Source organism: Micromonospora sp. NPDC048830 (assembly GCF_043198215.1).
Taxonomy (GTDB): Bacteria; Actinomycetota; Actinomycetes; order Mycobacteriales; family Micromonosporaceae; genus Micromonospora.
This window is the reverse complement of the sequence record NZ_JBICUP010000004.1, coordinates 208833-226052: the sequence shown is the minus strand read 5'-3', so window position 1 is coordinate 226052 and position 17220 is coordinate 208833. Positions and strand designations below refer to the sequence as shown.

Here is a 17220-nt window from a genome sequence, read left to right as displayed (position 1 = left end):
CTGACGCCGTAGCGCGAGTCGGCCCGGGCCGGGACCCTCCTGGCCCGGGCCGATTCCGCACACATCGAGAGTCTGGTGCGTGAGAGATGTTGCGAGTCATAGTCCGCCGCCTACTTCAGTTGGTGGTGACGCTGATAGCGTTGTCGGCGCTGATCTTCGTTTGGTTGCGGAACCTGCCCGGCGGCCCGATCGAGGCGCTGCTCGGCGAGCGGGCCACCCCTGAGCGCCGTGCCCTACTGACCAAGGCACTCGGCTACGACCAGCCGATCCTGGTCCAGTACGGCAAGTTCATGCAGCGGGTCATCAGTGGTGACTTCGGCAACTCGATCCGGACCGGCGACCCGGTCACCGACGTGATCGCCCGCGCCTTCCCGGCCACCATCGAGCTGGCTCTTGCTGCGATGATCATCGCGGTCGGGCTGGGCGTGCCGCTCGGCTACCTGGCCGCCCGCTGGCGCGGTCGCGCCCTCGACAATCTGACGATCGCCGGCACCCTGCTCGGCATCTCGATCCCGATCTTCTTCCTGGGCTACCTGCTCAAGGGCGTCTTCACCCAGGACATCCACTGGTTCCCGCCCTCCGGCCGGCTGACCACGGGCCTGGACAACACCACGGTCACCGGGTTCTTCGTCCTCGACGGGCTGCTCACCCGGGAGTTCGACGCAACCGCCGACGCGCTGTGGCACCTGATCCTGCCGGCGGTCACGTTGGCCACCATCCCGCTGGCGGTGATCGTACGGATCACCCGGGCCAGCGTCCTCGACGTGCTGAACGAGGACTACGTGCGTACCGCCGAGGCCAAGGGCCTGCGGCACCGCACCATCCGGGGCCGGCACATCCTGCGTAACGCCCTGCTGCCGGTGGTCACCACCATCGGCCTCCAGACCGGCGCGCTGCTCTCCGGCGCGGTGCTCACCGAGAAGGTCTACAACTGGGGCGGCCTGGGCACGCTGATCACCGACTCGATCAGCGGGGGCCGGGACTACCCGGTGCTGCAGGCCCTGATCCTGCTCGCCGCGTTGGTCTTCGTGGTGGTCAACCTCCTGGTCGACCTCTCCTACGCCTTCATCGACCCGAGGGTGCGTGTGCGATGAGCGAACGAAGCATTGGTCTGCTCGGCGACCGTAAGAAGGCGCGGCTGGAGGAGTTGGCGCGGGCCAGCGCCGACAAGGGCGGGGTCAGCCTCGTCCGGGACGCGCTGCGCCGACTGCGCCGCAACCCGGTGGCCATCGTCGGCGCCACCATCGTCGGGCTATTCGTCCTGATCGCTGTCTTCGCCCCGCTGATCGCCCCGCACGACCCGGTGCAGCGCTTCGACGAGCTGACGAAGAACCTGACCGTCGACAGCATCCCCGGTAGCAGCGCCGAGTTCCCGTTCGGCTCCGACCCGCTGGGCCGGGACTTCCTGTCCCGGCTCATCCACGGCAGCCGGCAGACGCTCTTCGTCGGCGTGCTCGCCACGCTCATCGGTCTCGCCTTCGGCGTGCTGTTCGGGGCGCTGGCCGGCGCCTTCGGGGGTTGGGCCGACGTCCTGCTGATGCGGGTGACCGATGTGATGCTGGCCCTGCCGAGCCTGCTGCTTGCGATCACCCTGGTGGCCATGGCGAGTAGGTCCAGCCAGTGGACCGTCATCTTCGCGGTGGCCATCGTCAACGTGCCGATCTTCGCCCGGCTGCTGCGCGGCTCGATGCTCGCCCAGCGGGAGAGCGACCACGTGCTCGCCGCCCGCGCGCTCGGGGTGAAGGAGCGCAACATCGTGCTGCGGCACATGCTGCCCAACTCGCTGACCGCGGTGATCGTGCAGGCCACGCTGACCTTCGCGGTGGCGATCCTGGACGCGGCCGCGCTGTCCTTCCTCGGCCTCGGCGACCCGGACATCAACCGCGCCGAGTGGGGCCTGATGCTCGGCGTGGACGGCCAGCGCTACTTCGAGGTCCGCCCCGAACTGGCCTACTACCCGGCGGCGGCGATCGTCGTCGTCGCGCTCGGCTTCACCCTGCTCGGTGAGGCGATGCGCGAGGCCATCGACCCGAAGAACCGGCGGTGAGCCCGGTGGGCCGGATCAGCACAACCCAGCACCTGCGAGCGCGAGGAGTGAGCTTGCGAGCCCCACTCGCCCGCGCGAGGAGCGAGCGAAGCGAGCCCCGCAGTCGCGGGCTGAGGACAGCGCAGTCGCGAGCGGAAGACCTGCACGGTGAGGAAGTGACCCGATGAGCCTGCTCGACGTACGCGATCTGACGGTGGTGTTCCAACGCCGGGGCGAGCGGCCGTTCACCGCGGTCGACAAGGTCAGCTTCAGCGTGGAGCCGGGGCAGACCGTCGGCCTGGTCGGCGAGTCCGGCTGCGGCAAGAGCGTGACCAGCCTGGCGATCATGGGCCTGCTGCCGAAGCGGGGCAACAAGGTCACCGGCGAAGTGCTCTTCGAGGGCGCCGACCTGCTGAAGCTCCGGCCGGACGACATGCGGAACCGGCGGGGCCGGGACATCGGCATGATCTTCCAGGACCCGCTCTCCTCGCTGAACCCGGTGATCCCGATCGGTGTCCAGGTGGCCGAGGTGCTGGAGCGGCACCAGGGGCGCGACCGCAAGCAGGCGCTGCGGGAGGCCCGGGACCTGCTGGACGCGGTCGGCATCCCGGACCCGCAGCGCCGGCTCTCCGAGTACCCGCACCAGATCTCCGGCGGTATGCGCCAGCGGGCGCTGATCGCGATCGCGCTGGCCTGCAAGCCGCGGCTGCTGATCGCGGACGAGCCGACCACCGCGCTGGACGTGACCATCCAGGCGCAGATCCTCACCCTGCTCAAGCAGTTGGTTGACGAGACCGGCACGGCGCTCATCATGATCACTCACGACCTGGGCGTGGTGGCCGGCCTGTGCGACACCGTCAACGTGCTGTACGGCGGGAAGGTGGTCGAGCGGGCCGCCCGGCACGAGCTGTTCGCCCGCCCGCGGCACCCGTACACGCATGGCCTGCTCAACTCGGTGCCCCGGCTCGACTCGGTACGCGGGGAGCGGCTGCACGCGATCCGCGGCTCGGTCGCCGACAACATCCCGTGGACCGAGGGGTGCGCCTTCGCGCCCCGCTGCGACTACGTGGCGGACGCCTGCCTGGACGGGTCGCCCCCGTTGGAGCCCACCGCGACCGGCGGCGACCTGCGGTGCAACAACCCCGTTTCCGAGGAGGTGGCGGTGCCGTGACCGAGCGGACGGGACCACTGGTCGAACTGCGCGACATCAAGGTCCACTTTCCGATCAAGAGTGGCGTGCTCTTCGACCGCACGGTCGGGTACGTCTACGCGGTCGACGGCGTCTCGCTGTCGATCAACGCGGGTGAGACGTACGGGCTGGTCGGCGAGTCGGGCTGCGGCAAGTCGACGCTGGGGCGGGGCCTGCTGCGGCTGGTCGAGCCGACCGCGGGCGAGATCGTCTTCGACGGTACCGACATCCGCGCCCTCAAGGGCGAGTCGATGCGCCGGGCCCGCCGCCGCATGCAGATGATCTTCCAGGATCCGCTGTCCAGCCTCGACCCCCGGCAGTCCGTCGAGTCGCTGCTGGTGGAAGGGCTCAAGGCGCACGGGCTGGCGGCCGACAAGGCGGCGGCCGGCCGGCAGCTGCGGGAGACGCTGGACGCGGTCGGCCTGCCCGCGTCGGCGCTGAGCAAGTACCCGCACGAGTTCTCCGGCGGCCAGCGGCAGCGGATCGGCATCGCCCGGGCGCTGGTGCTCAACCCGGATCTGATCGTGGCCGACGAGCCGGTCTCGGCGCTGGACGTGTCGATCCAGGCGCAGGTGCTCAACCTGCTGGAAGACCTGCAGAACGAGCGTGGGTTGACGTACCTGGTCATCGCGCACGACTTGGCGGTGGTCCGGCACATCGCGGACACCGTGGGCGTGATGTACCTCGGTGGGCTGGTGGAGGAGGCGTCGAGCGACGACCTCTACCGGGAGCCGATGCACCCGTACACCAGGGCGCTGATGTCGGCGGTGCCCGTGCCCGACCCGCAGGTGGAGGACCGCCGCGAGCGGATCCTGCTGGCCGGCGACCTGCCCTCGCCGACCAACCCGCCCGCCGGGTGCCGCTTCCACACCCGCTGCCCCTGGGCGCAGAAGACCCGCTGCGCGGACGAGCGGCCGGCGCTGCGCGAGGTGGTCACCGGGCACCGGGTGGCCTGCCACTACGCGGAGGACATCGCGGCCGGGCGAATCCGGCCGCACGAGGTGGAGCCGGAGCTGGTCCGGCCCGACGACGGGGCCGCGCCGGGTGACCCCGGCGAGTTGATCCCCACGCCGTGACGACGTGACGAGGCCCCGCCCCTTCGTGGGACGGGGCCTCGTCCGGGTCAGCCCTCCGGTCGGTTGAGCAGGCCGACCGCGATCGTGTGCACCGCGTCCAGCCCGGCCGGGTCGGCCAGCGGGGCGCGCCCGCCGGTGACCGCGTACCACTCGTCGGCCTCCCGGTACTGCACCCGCAGGGTGACCTGGCCGTCGGCGTACTCCGTCCGCAGGGTCAGCTCGCCGGTGACCACGCCGACCTCGTCGGTCATCACCCCGCCGGGCCCCGGCACGATGTCCGCGGTACGGCTCTGCGGCCCGCCTCCCGGCGGGGCCGCCGCGGCTGGCCCGGCCGGGCCGGCGGATGCTGGTGCAGGCTCCCCGGCCGGCCCCGCGTCGGCGGACATCCCCGCGCCCGCGACGTCGGCCCGGGCGGGCGGGGCGCCGTCCACGTCCATCCCGGCCGTGGTGCCGCCGCCGGCCCCCGGCACGGCTTGCTCGGTCATGTGCAGCCCTCCAACATGTCGGTCAGGGCGGCCTTCTCGGCGCTGGTCACCGTCAGCCGCCAGTGGTGCTTGACCGTCACCCAGTTCTCGGCGTACTGGCACCAGTACGACCGGTTCGCCGGCTTCCACTGGGACGGATCCTGGTCACCCTTTGCCCGGTTGGAGGAGGCGGAAACCGCCAGGAGCTGCGGCCTCGTCAGATCGTTGGCGAAGTCGCCCCGCTTCTGGTCGTCCCACTCGTCGGCGCCGGAGCGCCACGCGTTGGCCAGCGGGACCATGTGGTCGATGTCCACGTCGGAGGGGTCGGTGAGGACCCGGCCGTCGTACACGCTCTCCCACCGCCCGGCGACCACGTTGCAGCCGGAGAGGCGGATGTCCCGGCCGTCGCGCTTCAGCACGCTGTCCCGTACGTCGCAGTTCTTGCCGGTGTCCCGCCAGTGCGGGAAGTGGTCCCGGCTGTAGCCCCGCATCGAGCCGGCGCTCGCCACCGTCAGCTGGTCGAGCTTCTCGCTGACGTTGCCGCCGCTGCCCGGCGGGGCGTCCGGCTCCTCCGCCGGGGCGCAGCCGGCCGCGACGACCGCGAGCACCGCGGTCAGCGCGGCCGCCCCGGCCGCGCGACGTCCTGATCTGGTACGCACAGACGACACCCCTCCAGCTTGCGGGCTCCCGGCGATTGCGCACAGTACCCCGGGTGCGTTTCCGTGATTCGTGGCGTCCGGCAAATCGATCCGAGGAAGATGGATACCCGTGACCGAATCCGCGCCCGCGCTCCGGCTGGCCACCCCCGCGGGCCGGGGGACGCTGCTCGCCGCGGTCCTCGCCTCCGGCATGGTCTTCCTGGACAGCACCGTGGTCAACGTGGCCCTGCCCCGGCTCGGCGCCGACCTCAAGGCGACCGTGGCCGATCTCCAGTGGACGATCAACGGGTACCTGCTCATGCTGGCGGCGTTCGTGCTGCTCGGCGGCGCGCTCGGCGACCGGTTCGGACGGCGGCGGGTGTTCCTGCTGGGGGTGGTCTGGTTCACCGCCGCGTCGGTGCTGTGCGGCCTCGCCCAGGGCACCTCCTGGCTGATCGTGGCCCGCGTCCTGCAGGGAGCCGGCGGCGCGCTGCTCACGCCGGGCTCGCTGTCGGTGATCCAGTCCAGCTTCCACCCGGACGACCGGGGCCGGGCGATCGGGACCTGGTCCGGGCTCGCCGGGGTGTCCACCGCGCTCGGCCCGTTCGTCGGAGGCTGGCTGATCGACACCCTCTCCTGGCGGTGGATCTTCTTCCTCAACGTGTCGCTGGCCGTCCCGGTGGTGCTCGCCGCGCTGCGCTGGGTGCCGGAGAGCCGGGACGAGGACGTCTCGCGCAAGGGGGCCGGGCGGCGGTTCGACGTGCTGGGCGCGTTGCTCGGCGCGCTGGGACTGGGCGGTGTGACGTACGCCCTGATCGACGCCCCGGCCCGCGGCCTCGGCTCGCCGGCGGTGCCGGTGTCGGCGCTGGCCGGGGTGCTCGCGATCGTCGCCTTCGTGCTGGTGGAGCGCCGCCGGGGCGGCAGCGCCATGCTCCCCCCGGGCCTGTTCCGCAGCCGGCTCTTCTCGGTGCTGAACGTCTTCACCGTGGTGGTGTACGCGGCGCTGGGCGGGTTCACCTTCTTCCTCGCCGTGTACCTGCAGAACGTGGTGGGCTGGTCGGCCCTGCTCACCGGCCTGGCCACCGTGCCGATGACGCTGCTGCTGCTGGTCGGGTCGTCCCGCGCCGGGGCGCTGTCGGCGCGGATCGGCCCCCGGTTGCCGCTGACGGTCGGCCCGGTCGTCGCCGCGATTGGCCTGCTGCTGCTGCGCGGGGTGCGGCCGGGCGCGTCGTACTGGACGGACGTGCTGCCCGGGGTGGCGCTGTTCGGCCTCGGCCTGACCCTGGTGGTGGCGCCGCTGACCGCCTCGGTGCTGGCCGCCGTCGCGGACCGGTTCGCCGGGGTGGCGAGCGGCTTCAACAACGCGGCGTCCCGGGTCGGTGGCCTGCTGGCGGTGGCCGCGCTGCCGCTGCTGGTCGGCCTCAGCGGCACCGGGTACGAGCAGAAGGCGGCGCTGACCGGCGCGTTCCGCGGGGCGATGCTGTGGTGCGCCGGGCTGCTGCTCGTCGGGGCGGCGCTGGCCGGGCTGTTGATCCACCGCCCGGCCCGCCGGGCGCCGGGCGCCCAGCCCTGCCCCTCGCTGCCGGCCTCGACTCCGCCGGACAGGTGAGCCGCAGGGGCCCCACGGACGCGGGGCCCCTGCGGGCGAACTCAGGCGCGGGCGCGGTTGACGGCGCTGGTGACCGCCTTCACCGAGGCGGTGACGATGTTCGCGTCCACCCCGGCGCCCCAGACCGTGCGGCCGTCCACCTCGCACTCGACGTACGCGGCGGCCTGGGCGTCCCCGCCGGAGGACATCGCGTGCTCGTGGTAGTCGAGCACCCGTACGGCCACGCCGACCGCCTGCAGCGCGCTGACGTACGCGTCGATCGGGCCGTTGCCCACCGCGACCAGCGACCGGCGCTCCCCGCCGAGGGCCACCTGGGCCTCGATCTCGACCTTGCCGTCGACGGTGCCGATGGCGTAGCCGGTCAGGGCCACGGCCGGGTCGGGCTGGTGGTCGACCAGGTAGTTGCGGGCGAAGATGTCCCACATCGTGCCCGGGTCGACCTCGCCGCCGTCGTGGTCGGTGACCTGCTGGACGACGCCGGAGAACTCGATCTGGAGCCGACGCGGCAGGTCGAGCTGGTGCTCGCTCTTCATGATGTACGCGACGCCGCCCTTGCCGGACTGCGAGTTGACCCGGATCACCGCCTCGTAGGTGCGGCCCAGGTCCTTGGGGTCGATCGGCAGGTACGGCACGGCCCAGGCGAACTCGTCGACCGGTACGCCGGCGGCGTCGGCGTCGGCGTGCAGGGCGTCGAAGCCCTTCTTGATCGCGTCCTGGTGCGAGCCGGAGAACGCCGTGTAGACCAGGTCGCCCGCGTACGGGTGGCGCTCGTGCACCGGGAGCTGGTTGCAGTACTCGACGGTCCGCTTCACCTCGTCGATCCGCGAGAAGTCGATCATCGGGTCGACGCCCTGGGAGAAGAGGTTCAGCCCCAGGGTCACCAGGTCCACGTTGCCGGTGCGCTCGCCGTTGCCGAACAGGCAGCCCTCGATCCGGTCGGCGCCGGCCAGCAGGCCCAGCTCGGCGGCGGCGACCCCGGTGCCCCGGTCGTTGTGGGGGTGCAGGCTGAGCACCAGGCTGTCCCGCCGCGGCAGGTGCCGGTGCATCCACTCGATCGAGTCGGCGTACACGTTCGGCGTGGCCATCTCGACGGTCGCCGGCAGGTTCACGATCAGCTTCCGCGCCGGGGTCGGGTCGATCACCTCGATGACCTTCGCGCAGACCTCCAGCGCGTACTCCAGCTCCGTGCCCGTGTACGACTCGGGGGAGTACTCGTAGAGGATGTCCGTGTCCGGGGTGTGGATCTCGGCGTACTTCTGGCAGAGCCGGGCGCCGGTGGTGGCGATGTCGGTGATGCCGTCCCGGTCCAGGCCGAAGACCACCCGGCGCTGGAGGACGGAGGTCGAGTTGTAGAAGTGCACGATCGCCCGCCGGGCGCCGCGCAGCGACTCGAAGGTCCGGTCGATCAGGTGCTCCCGGCACTGGGTGAGCACCTGGATCGTCACGTCCTCCGGGATCAGGTCCTGCTCGATGAGTTGCCGGACGAAGTCGTAGTCGGTCTGGCTCGCCGACGGGAAACCGACCTCGATCTCCTTGTAGCCCATCTGCACCAGCAGCTGGAACATCCGGCGCTTGCGCTCCGGGGACATCGGGTCGATCAGGGCCTGGTTGCCGTCGCGCAGGTCGACCGCGCACCAGCGCGGCGCGGCCTCGACGTGCCGCGTCGGCCAGGTGCGGTCCGGCAGGTCGATCCGGAACTGCTGCTGGTACGGCTGGTAGCGGCGGTACGGCATCCGGCTGGGGCGCTGCCGGGCGATCGGATCGGTCTCGGCGTCGGTGGCTGGTTGAGCCATGGCGGAGTGCTCCCCCTGGAACATGTGGCGTCAGCAATCGGAAGGTCCGGCGACGTTGCCGGGTCGGCGGAGAGTGCCGACGGGAGGTTCGGATGTGCTGGACGGCGCGATTAGACCCCGCGACGAGGTGCCGGCCGATCAGGCCTCGTCGCGGCGACCAAGGAGGAGGTACGCCTGCCACATGACAGGGCGACCCTACGTGATGTTGCGGGCGGCGGGAAGGCTGGCCCGAATTATGAGACCAACATCGCATTTTCCCAGTTGGGGTGGCTCGGGGTGAGAGCCGGCGATCCGTACGGGCCGATGCGTCAGCCCGTTCCCGTGCCCGTGGTCGACGGGTCCGGGCTCTGCGCGGCGGTGCCGAGGGGCTCGCCGCCGGTGACCGGCCCGGCCAGCCGTACGGAGGCCGGCGCCGGGCCGGCCGGACCGGACAGCGTCAGGGTCCCGGAGTCGGTGCGCACGGCGGTCGGGGTGCCGTCGGGGGCGTAGCAGTAGATCCCCACGCCGAGCGGGGCGGTCAGCGAGGCCGAGGTCGAGTCGACGGAGTAGCAGGCGCCGGTCGCCCCGGCCGGCGGCCTGGCCGGGGAGACCGCGAGCGGGGCCCGCCGGTCGGTGAGCACCTCCAGCCAGTCCGTGAACGGGTGCTGCACCCAGGGGTCCAGCCGGCGCGGGACCCTGCCCGTCCGGCCGCCCAGGCGTACGCAGCTCGCCGGCTCCGGCCAGCCGGCCGACGGCAGGCCGCACTGGAAGAGCCCGTCGCCGGTGGCGACGAGCGCGATGTCGGCGGTGCCGCCGAGCGCCCAGCCCGGCACGTCCACCCGCCACGTGCCGTCGGCCGCCCTGGTCACCACGATCGAGCGGGCCGGGCCGTCGCCCCCGGAGAGGGCGTAGCGGGCGGTGAAGTGCCGATCCTGGGCCGCCGCGGCCAGGGCGGCCAGCTCGTTGCGGGCCGCGTCCATGGCGGCGGGGGTGGGCTCGCCGGAAGGCGATGGGGTCGGCGTGGCCGGCTGGCCGCCGGCGCACGCGGCGAGCAGGGCCGGAAGGGTGAGCGCGAGGGCGGCGGTCAGGCGCCGGACCCCGCGGAGGTGGGCATGCACGGGGTCATTCTGCGGTGCGCCGGCGCCGCCCGGGGGCCCGCGCGACGCCCCGCCGCACGGCGTGTCGCATACCCGTCGGCGGCGGCCCCTGTGGCGTGTCGCACGGTCGCCGGAAACACCTCCGCGCGGCGTGTCGCGTACCGGGGAAGAGCCGCCGGGACGCCGCGCGGAGCGCGTCACGTACCCCGGAAGAGGCCGGCGGGAAGGCGTCGGCCGCGGTCCGCGGGGGCCGGATGGTGGGATCACCCGGCCCCGGCGCGCCGGCCGCCGGATACGCTGAGGTGGTCTGACATGCGCCGCCGGCCTGGTCCCGGCGGCGTCGGCACGAAGAGGGACGCTTGGGAGGGAGTGCACCGTCGTGGCACTCGTGGTGCAGAAGTACGGCGGATCCTCCGTCGCGAACGCCGAGCGGATCAAGCGGGTGGCCGAGCGGATCGTCGCCGCCCGCAAGGCCGGCGACGACGTGGTGGTCGTCGTCTCGGCCATGGGCGACACCACCGACGAGCTGCTCGACCTGGCGAACCAGGTCAGCCCGCTGCCGCCGGGCCGCGAGCTGGACATGCTGCTCACCGCCGGCGAGCGGATCTCCATGGCGCTGCTCGCCATGGCCATCCACAACCTCGGGTACGAGGCCCGGTCGTTCACCGGCTCGCAGGCCGGCGTGATCACCACCTCGGTGCACGGCAAGGCGCGGATCATCGACGTGACCCCGGGGCGGCTCAAGGGAGCGCTCGACGAGGGCGCGGTGGTCATCGTGGCCGGCTTCCAGGGCGTGTCGCAGGACACCAAGGACGTCACCACCCTGGGCCGGGGCGGCTCGGACACCACGGCCGTGGCGCTCGCCGCCGCGCTGGACGCCGACGTCTGCGAGATCTACACCGACGTCGACGGCGTGTTCACCGCCGACCCCCGGATCGTGCCCAACGCCCGGCACATCAAGCACATCACGTACGAGGAGATGCTGGAGCTGGCCGCCTGCGGCGCGAAGGTGCTGCACCTGCGCAGCGTCGAGTACGCCCGGCGCGCGGGCTTGCCGATCCACGTCCGTTCGTCATACTCGACCAACACCGGCACGATGGTCACCGGATCGATGGAGGACCTTTCCGTGGAACAGGCGCTGATCACCGGGGTCGCCCACGACCGCAGCGAGGCGAAGATCACCATCGTCGGGGTGCCCGACGAGCCGGGCGCCGCCGCGCGGATCTTCGACACCGTGGCCGGTGCCGAGATCAACATCGACATGATCGTGCAGAACGTCTCCACCGAGGGCACCGGACGCACCGACATCTCGTTCACCCTGCCCAAGACCGACGGCCCCACCGCGATGGCGGCGCTGAGCAAGATCCAGGAGTCGGTCAAGTTCAAGGGCCTGCTGTACGACGACCACGTCGGCAAGGTGTCCCTGATCGGCGCCGGGATGCGGTCGCACCCGGGCGTGGCGGCCGGCTTCTTCGCCGCCCTCGGCGCGGCCGGGGTCAACATCGAGATGATCTCCACCTCCGAGATCCGGGTCTCCGTGGTGTGCCGGGACACCGACCTCGACAAGGCGGTCCGGGCCATCCACGACGCCTTCGAGCTGGGCGGCGATTCCGAGGCTGTGGTCTACGCGGGCACCGGACGGTAGCCGTGCCGTCGCTGCCCACCCTGGCCGTGGTCGGGGCGACCGGCGCCGTCGGCACGGTGATGTGCGAGCTGCTCTCGTCCCGGGCCAACGTCTGGGGTGAGATCCGGCTGCTCGCGTCCGAGCGGTCGGTCGGGCGGCGGGTGCGGTGCCGGGGCGAGGAGTTGACCGTCGGGGCGCTCACCCCGGAGGCGTTCGACGGCGTCGACGTCGCGATGTTCGACGTGCCCGACGAGGTCTCCGCCGAGTGGGCGCCGATCGCGGTCGGCCGGGGCGCGGTCGCGGTGGACAACTCCGGGGCGTTTCGGATGGACCGGGACGTCCCGCTGGTCGTCCCCGAGATCAACCCGGAGCAGGTGCGCAACCGGCCGAAGGGGATCATCGCCAACGCCAACTGCACGACCCTCGCGATGATCGTGGCCGTCGCCCCGCTGCACCGCGAGTACGGCCTGCGCGAGCTGGTGCTCGCCTCGTACCAGGCGGTCTCCGGGGCCGGTCAGGCCGGGGTGGACGCGCTGCACTCCCAGCTCGGCAAGATCGCCGGGGACAGGATGCTCGGCTCCCGTCCGGGCGACGTGCGACAGGCCGTCGGCGACGAGCTGGGCCCGTTCCCGGCCCCGCTGGCGCTCAACGTGGTGCCCTGGGCCGGCTCGCTCGCCGACGGCGGCTGGTCGTCCGAGGAGCTGAAGCTGCGCAACGAGTCGCGCAAGATCCTCGGCCTGCCCGACCTGAAGGTCTCCGCGACGTGCGTCCGGGTGCCGGTGGTGACCGGGCACTCGGTGGCCGTGCACGCGGTCTTCGCCACCGAGGTGGACGCCGAGGGGGCCCGCAAGGTGCTGCGCAACGCCCCGGGCGTGATCCTGGTCGACGACCCGGCCGCCGGGGAGTTTCCGATGCCGATCGACGCCGTCGGCACCGACCCGTCGTGGGTCGGCCGCATCCGCCGCGCCGTCGACGATCCGCGCGCCCTGGACCTGTTCGTGACGGGCGACAACCTGCGCAAGGGCGCCGCCCTGAACACGGCCCAGATTGCCGAGCTCCTGGCCAGGGACCTGACCCGCCCCTGACCCCTGCCCTGCCCCCTGTCTGCGGCGATCTTGCACTTTGTGCCCCCGTTATGTTGCTTATGGGGTGGCATGCCGGGGCCGAACTGCAAGATCGCGGGGAGGGGCGGGGTCGTCAGGGGCGCGGTCAGGCGGCGGAGAGGTGGACGGCGTCGCGGCCCTGCCGCTTGGCCGCGTAGAGGGCCTGGTCGGCGCGCTGGAGCGTCTGCTCCGGTAGTTCGCCAGACCGGGGCAGGGCGACGCCCACGCTGATCGTGCGGCCGACACCCCGCGCCGCCTCGGTCAGCCGCTCGGCGATCCGGACCGCCTCCTCGGGGCGGTTCACCTCGATCACCGCGACGAACTCGTCCCCGCCGATCCGGTACAGCTCGTCACCCTGGCGCAGCGCCGCCTCCAGGGCCCGGGCCAGGCCGACCAGCAGCCGGTCGCCGGCCTGGTGGCCGTACGTGTCGTTGACGGTCTTGAAGCCGTCCACGTCGATCGCGAGCAGGGCCGTCCGGTCCGGCGTGGCGCGGGCGATCCGCTGCCCGAACGGGCCGGTGTGCCGCAGCCCGGTCAACGGGTCGGAGTTGGCCTGCTCGCACAGCCGCGCCAGGGTGCGCAGCCGGTCCAGGCAGGTCCACGCCTGGTCGGCGAGCAGCTCCAGGAGGTTCACGGTGGTCGGGTCCGGCTGCAGCAGCCGCTCGTCGGCGACCAGCAGCACCCCGCCGCCGTCCGGCGGCCCGACCGGCACCGCCACCAGCGTCCGCGCCCCCGCGTCGGCGACGGGCCGGTACTCCTCCGTCGGCGGATGCCCGGCCCTCCCGAGCGTGTATCCCGCGCCGTGCCGGTGGGCCTGGCTGATCATCCGGCCGAGCGCGGGCCCGCCCGCCCCGGTCAGCGCCGCCCGGATGCGCGACTCCAGCTCGCCCGGCGAGTCCGCCGGGTCGCTCAGCCGGGGGCCCGTCCCGTCCGCCAGCACCAGCACGGCCGCCCCGAGGGTGGAGACCTCGCGGGCGGCGCGGATGGCGACGGTCCGCAGGTCCCGCTCCGTGGTGGCGGCGGTCAGCGCGGCGGCGTGCCGGAGCAGCTTCTCGCTGCGGCTCTCCTCGGGCGGGCCGCCGAGCGCCATGATCCGGGCGCCGAGGCGGGCGGCGACCACCTCGGCGGTCTCCCGCCACGGGCCCAGCTCGACCGGCTCGCTCCACTGCAGGTCGAGCACCCCGATCGGGTGGCCGGCGGGGTCGAGCACCGGTACGCAGACCTCGGCGGTGACGTCGGGGCGTACCGGGGGGCGGTCGGGATCCCCGGACACGTCGGCGACGGTGGCCCCCTCGCCCGAGGCGTACACCCGCCCGACGACGCCGGTCCCGGGCGGGACGGTGGAGAAGACCTGCCAGGCGCCGGTCGCGGCGACGCAGCGCAGCCGGCCGGCCACCTCCAGCAGTACGGAGATGGTGGCCGGCGCGTACCGGGCGAGCGCGGTGACCGTCCACTGACACGCCTCCACGGCGGTCGACGCCATGGGTAGGCGGACCGTCACGTCCCGGAGCACCCGGCTGTGATCCACGCGTACGTCGCTCCAGGGGGAGGGGAGGGGCGAGTCGTCCGGTCAAGCGTACTCACCCGCAGCTCACTGCCCATTTTTCAAGATCATCATGATCGTACACATGTGCTATCCACAGGCTGTGGACGCGGCCTGTGCACACGACGTCACGGCGATAGCCTGGGACGTGCCGGTCGACCTGGAGGACGCGATGCTCATCGCCCAGCTCAGCGACACCCACCTGACCACCGGGCCGCTCGCCGCCGAGCCGGCCGCCGGGCTGCACCGGGCGCTCGGCCGGGTGCTCGGCCTGACCCCCCGACCGGACCACGTCGTGATCACCGGCGACCTGACCGAGCACGGCCGCCCCGACGAGTACGTCGCCCTGCGCGACGTGGTCGGCCGGTTCCCGCTGCCGGTGCACCTGGTCGCCGGCAACCACGACGACCGGGAGTCGCTGCTGGACATCTTCGGCGGCACGCCGTGCCTGGCCGGCGGCTACTCCGCGCACTACGTGGTGGAGCGGCCGGACGCCACCCTGGTGGTACTGGACTCGCTCACGGCCGGTGCGGACGGCGCCGGCCGGCTCGGCGCCGAGCAGCTCGCCTGGCTGGACGAGGTGCTGGCCCGCCGGCCGCGGCTGCCCGCCGTGGTCTGCCTGCACCACCCGCCCGTCCCCGTGGGCATGCCCTTCCTCGACGGCATCCGGCTGCGCGACGGCGACGACCTGGCCAAGGTCGTCGCCGCCCACCCGCACGTCGTCCGGGTGCTGGCCGGCCACGTGCACCGGGCCGTCACCGTCGACTTCGCCGGAACGGTGCTGACCACCGCGCCGAGCACGTGGCGGCAGTCGTCGCTGGCCCTCGACGCCGCGGAGCGGTTCGGGTACGTCCTCGAACCGACCGCGTTCCTGCTGCATCTCGTCACAAAGGCCGGCTGCGCCACGCACACGGTGCAGGTCAGCCACGCGGCCGGCCTGACCGGCGGGTTCTGACCGGCGGAAGGGCGCGCGCGACGGGCACCGATGCCGGCCTTCGGCGCGCCGTGGCGAGCGGCACGGGTCGAGTGGGTCCGCCCCCGCCGTGCGGACGTTCGTCCCGCGCTGTTCGGTCGCGACGGTGTCGCCGTTCGGTCACGGCCGGTCATTCCACCGGTCGATACTTGTCGACGCAGAGATCCCGCCCTCCACAATTGCCCCGGTGCATGGCAGCCTCAGGTCACCTCCCAGGCAGGCGCCGCCAGGAACGGTGCCACGCCCGGCCGTCCCGGGAACGGCGTCGGCTCCTCGCACCGGGAGCCGGCGCCCCCGGGACGGTCGGAACCGTCATGTCCGGGCCGCCCGGCCGTTCGCTCCGGTTCGTCCCGGGTTCCGGCGGTTCTGGTGGGCTTTCCCGCATCGACCTGCACCGGGGGAAGATGAGACGCTGTCTGCGACGACCGCGGCCACCCCCGACCGCCGCGACCCCACGATCGACCCCTGTCACGGCACGGAGCAGGGTCGCCGGGCCGACTCGCGCCCGGCAGCGTACGACGAGTAGCGGGCGGCGGCCGTTCGCCGGCGCGGCGGCCGTATCGGCGCCAGTCGCCTTTCTGGTCTTCCGGCTGATGCCACTAGATCGATGTCTTTCGGTAGATTGCCGGGGTGGGCAATCACGTGTTCATCAGCTTCAGCCATGCCTCCGACGCCGCGTACGTCCAGCGGCTGGCTGGCCATCTCGAAGCCTCCGGTGTGGCGGTCCGGTTCGACCAGGAGAGCGTCAGCGATGACCAGTGGGATGACGTGTCGGAGGAACGCATCGACTCCTGCGCGGCACTCGTGGTGGTGATGACGCCGGCAGCGGAGGCGTCGCCACAGGTGGAGCGGGAGATCGACCGGGCGGAGAAGGTGGGTAAGCCGATCCTGCCACTGCTGCTGGAGGGCGAGCCGTTCGCCCGCCTCGGCGACGTGCGGCACGAGGACGTCACCGGCGGGCGCATGCCCTCCGCCGACCTGGTCCGGCGGCTGGCCGCATCGGCGGCGCCACAGTCTCAGCCTGCGCCGACGCCGGTGGCGCGTCGATCGACACCCGGTACGCCCCTCGCGACCCTCACCGGCCACACCGGCACGGTGATCTCGGTGGCGTTCAGCCCGGACGGACGCACCCTGGCCACCACCGGCCAGGACAGGACGGCCCGGTTGTGGAACCTGGCCGACTCCGCCCGGCCCGCGCTCACCGCCACCCTCGCCGGCCGCCCCGACAAGCCGCGGGGGATATTCTGGCTCACCGTCATGGGGTCCGTGGTGTTCGGCCCGGACCGGCGCACCCTCGCTGTCACCTGCCAGGACAAGGTGGCCCGGTTGTGGGACACGACCGGCTCCGCCCAGCCGGCGCTCACCGCGACCGTCGCCGGCCACACCAAGGGCATAGCATCGATGGCGCTCAGTCCGGACGGGCGCCTCCTCGCCACCGCCAGCTTCGACAAGACGGCTCGGTTGTGGGACGTGTCTGACCCCGCCCGGCCGACGCTCACCGCCACCCTCGCCGATCACAAGGGCTGGGTGGCATCGGTGGCGTTCAGCCCGGACGGGCGCCTCCTCGCGACCGTCGCCTTCGACAAGGCGGTTCGGTTGTGGGACGTGTCCGCTCCCGCCCGGCCGACGCTCACCGCCACTTTCACCGGTCACGCCAGCCCGATGGGGTCGGTGGTGTTCAGTCCGGACGGGCGTACCCTCGCGACGGCCAGCTTCGACAAGACGGCTCGGTTGTGGGACGTGTCCGCTCCCGCCCGACCGCTGCACACCGCCACCCTCACCGAGCACGCCGGCAAGGTGTTGTCGGTGGCGTTCAGCCCGGACGGGCGTACCCTCGCGACCGTCGGCAACGACAAGACGGCTCGCCTGTGGGAGGTGACCGATCCCGCCCGGCCGGTGCTCGCCACCACCCTCACCGGTCACACCGGCCCGGTGCAGACGGTCGCGTTCAGCCCGGACGGGCGTACGCTCGCCACCGCCGGCAACGACAAGACGGCCCGACTGTGGCAGCTGTAGACAGTGCGCCCCCCGACGCCCCGTAGCTCCACCGGTGGCCACCGGGGAAATGCCAGAGGGCACATCCATCGATTGGATGTGCCCTCTCAC

At 72.7% G+C, this 17220-nt stretch carries 14 protein-coding genes; 9 read left to right on the top strand and 5 right to left on the bottom strand.

The window, feature by feature from the left end:
• The first annotated feature begins 86 nt into the window (after positions 1-86).
• The 4 genes from ACGFIZ_RS06360 to ACGFIZ_RS06345 all read left to right on the top strand — a co-directional run bounded on the left by ACGFIZ_RS06360 (position 87) and on the right by ACGFIZ_RS06345 (position 4291).
• Positions 87-1094 (top strand): ABC transporter permease, encoded by a 1008-nt coding sequence (locus ACGFIZ_RS06360; RefSeq protein ID WP_393416394.1) that lies wholly within the window; start codon positions 87-89, stop codon positions 1092-1094.
• Positions 1091-2047: an ABC transporter permease gene (locus ACGFIZ_RS06355; protein WP_393416392.1), complete on the top strand. Its 957-nt coding sequence runs from the start codon at positions 1091-1093 to the stop codon at positions 2045-2047. Before ACGFIZ_RS06360 ends, ACGFIZ_RS06355 begins: the two co-directional genes overlap by 4 nt.
• A gap of 163 nt (positions 2048-2210) precedes the next feature.
• Positions 2211-3197, top strand: coding sequence for an ABC transporter ATP-binding protein (locus tag ACGFIZ_RS06350; protein ID WP_393416390.1), 987 nt, complete (start codon positions 2211-2213; stop codon positions 3195-3197).
• Positions 3194-4291, top strand: coding sequence for an ABC transporter ATP-binding protein (locus ACGFIZ_RS06345; RefSeq protein WP_393416388.1), 1098 nt, complete (start codon positions 3194-3196; stop codon positions 4289-4291). Before ACGFIZ_RS06350 ends, ACGFIZ_RS06345 begins: the two co-directional genes overlap by 4 nt.
• A 47-nt stretch (positions 4292-4338) precedes the next feature.
• Here the strand turns inward: ACGFIZ_RS06345 and ACGFIZ_RS06340 are convergent, their stop codons facing one another.
• Positions 4339-4776, bottom strand: a complete 438-nt coding sequence (locus tag ACGFIZ_RS06340) for a hypothetical protein (protein WP_393416386.1) — start codon at positions 4774-4776, stop codon at positions 4339-4341.
• Positions 4773-5414, bottom strand: coding sequence for an HNH endonuclease family protein (locus ACGFIZ_RS06335; RefSeq protein WP_393416470.1), 642 nt, complete (start codon positions 5412-5414; stop codon positions 4773-4775). The genes ACGFIZ_RS06340 and ACGFIZ_RS06335 overlap by 4 nt, the downstream gene beginning before the upstream one ends.
• Positions 5415-5523: 109 nt before the next feature.
• On the opposite strand from ACGFIZ_RS06335, the gene ACGFIZ_RS06330 reads away from it, so the two are divergent.
• Positions 5524-7002: an MFS transporter gene (locus ACGFIZ_RS06330; protein WP_393416384.1), complete on the top strand. Its 1479-nt coding sequence runs from the start codon at positions 5524-5526 to the stop codon at positions 7000-7002.
• A gap of 41 nt (positions 7003-7043) precedes the next feature.
• Here ACGFIZ_RS06330 and leuA read toward each other — a convergent pair whose 3' ends face one another.
• Both leuA and ACGFIZ_RS06320 read right to left on the bottom strand, forming a co-directional pair.
• Positions 7044-8795 carry a 2-isopropylmalate synthase gene (gene leuA, locus ACGFIZ_RS06325; protein ID WP_393416382.1) on the bottom strand — a complete coding sequence of 584 codons (1752 nt, stop codon included), beginning with the start codon at positions 8793-8795 and terminating at the stop codon, positions 7044-7046.
• A 308-nt stretch (positions 8796-9103) separates the two neighbouring features.
• Entirely contained in the window at positions 9104-9892 is a 789-nt protein-coding gene (locus tag ACGFIZ_RS06320) for a hypothetical protein (protein ID WP_393416380.1), read from the bottom strand.
• Between the two features lie 358 nt (positions 9893-10250).
• Here ACGFIZ_RS06320 and ACGFIZ_RS06315 point away from each other — a divergent pair, with 358 nt between their 5' ends.
• Both ACGFIZ_RS06315 and ACGFIZ_RS06310 read left to right on the top strand, forming a co-directional pair.
• Entirely contained in the window at positions 10251-11516 is a 1266-nt protein-coding gene (locus tag ACGFIZ_RS06315; RefSeq protein ID WP_393416378.1) for an aspartate kinase, read from the top strand.
• 2 nt (positions 11517-11518) lie between these two features.
• Positions 11519-12580, top strand: a complete 1062-nt coding sequence (locus ACGFIZ_RS06310; protein ID WP_393416376.1) for an aspartate-semialdehyde dehydrogenase — start codon at positions 11519-11521, stop codon at positions 12578-12580.
• A 124-nt stretch (positions 12581-12704) separates the two neighbouring features.
• Here the strand turns inward: ACGFIZ_RS06310 and ACGFIZ_RS06305 are convergent, their stop codons facing one another.
• Positions 12705-14081, bottom strand: a complete 1377-nt coding sequence (locus ACGFIZ_RS06305) for a diguanylate cyclase (RefSeq protein ID WP_393416468.1) — start codon at positions 14079-14081, stop codon at positions 12705-12707.
• A gap of 133 nt (positions 14082-14214) precedes the next feature.
• Between ACGFIZ_RS06305 and ACGFIZ_RS06300 the strand changes: the two genes are divergently transcribed.
• Positions 14215-15096 carry a phosphodiesterase gene (locus tag ACGFIZ_RS06300; protein WP_393416374.1) on the top strand — a complete coding sequence of 294 codons (882 nt, stop codon included), beginning with the start codon at positions 14215-14217 and terminating at the stop codon, positions 15094-15096.
• Between the two features lie 648 nt (positions 15097-15744).
• Positions 15745-17130 (top strand): WD40 repeat domain-containing protein, encoded by a 1386-nt coding sequence (locus ACGFIZ_RS06295; protein WP_393416372.1) that lies wholly within the window; start codon positions 15745-15747, stop codon positions 17128-17130.
• Positions 17131-17220 lie beyond the last annotated feature (90 nt).

Excerpts from the sequence above, each read along its gene's own strand:
- ACGFIZ_RS06360 (WP_393416394.1), top strand. The coding sequence starts at position 87 with ATGTTGCGAGTCATAGTCCGCCGCCTACTTCAGTTGGTGGTGACGCTG.
- ACGFIZ_RS06355 (WP_393416392.1), top strand. The coding sequence starts at position 1,091 with ATGAGCGAACGAAGCATTGGTCTGCTCGGCGACCGTAAGAAGGCGCGG.
- ACGFIZ_RS06350 (WP_393416390.1), top strand. The coding sequence starts at position 2,211 with ATGAGCCTGCTCGACGTACGCGATCTGACGGTGGTGTTCCAACGCCGG.
- ACGFIZ_RS06340 (WP_393416386.1), bottom strand. The coding sequence starts at position 4,776 with ATGACCGAGCAAGCCGTGCCGGGGGCCGGCGGCGGCACCACGGCCGGG.
- leuA (WP_393416382.1), bottom strand. The coding sequence starts at position 8,795 with ATGGCTCAACCAGCCACCGACGCCGAGACCGATCCGATCGCCCGGCAG.
- ACGFIZ_RS06305 (WP_393416468.1), bottom strand. The coding sequence starts at position 14,081 with ATGGCGTCGACCGCCGTGGAGGCGTGTCAGTGGACGGTCACCGCGCTC.
- ACGFIZ_RS06300 (WP_393416374.1), top strand. The coding sequence starts at position 14,215 with ATGATCGTACACATGTGCTATCCACAGGCTGTGGACGCGGCCTGTGCA.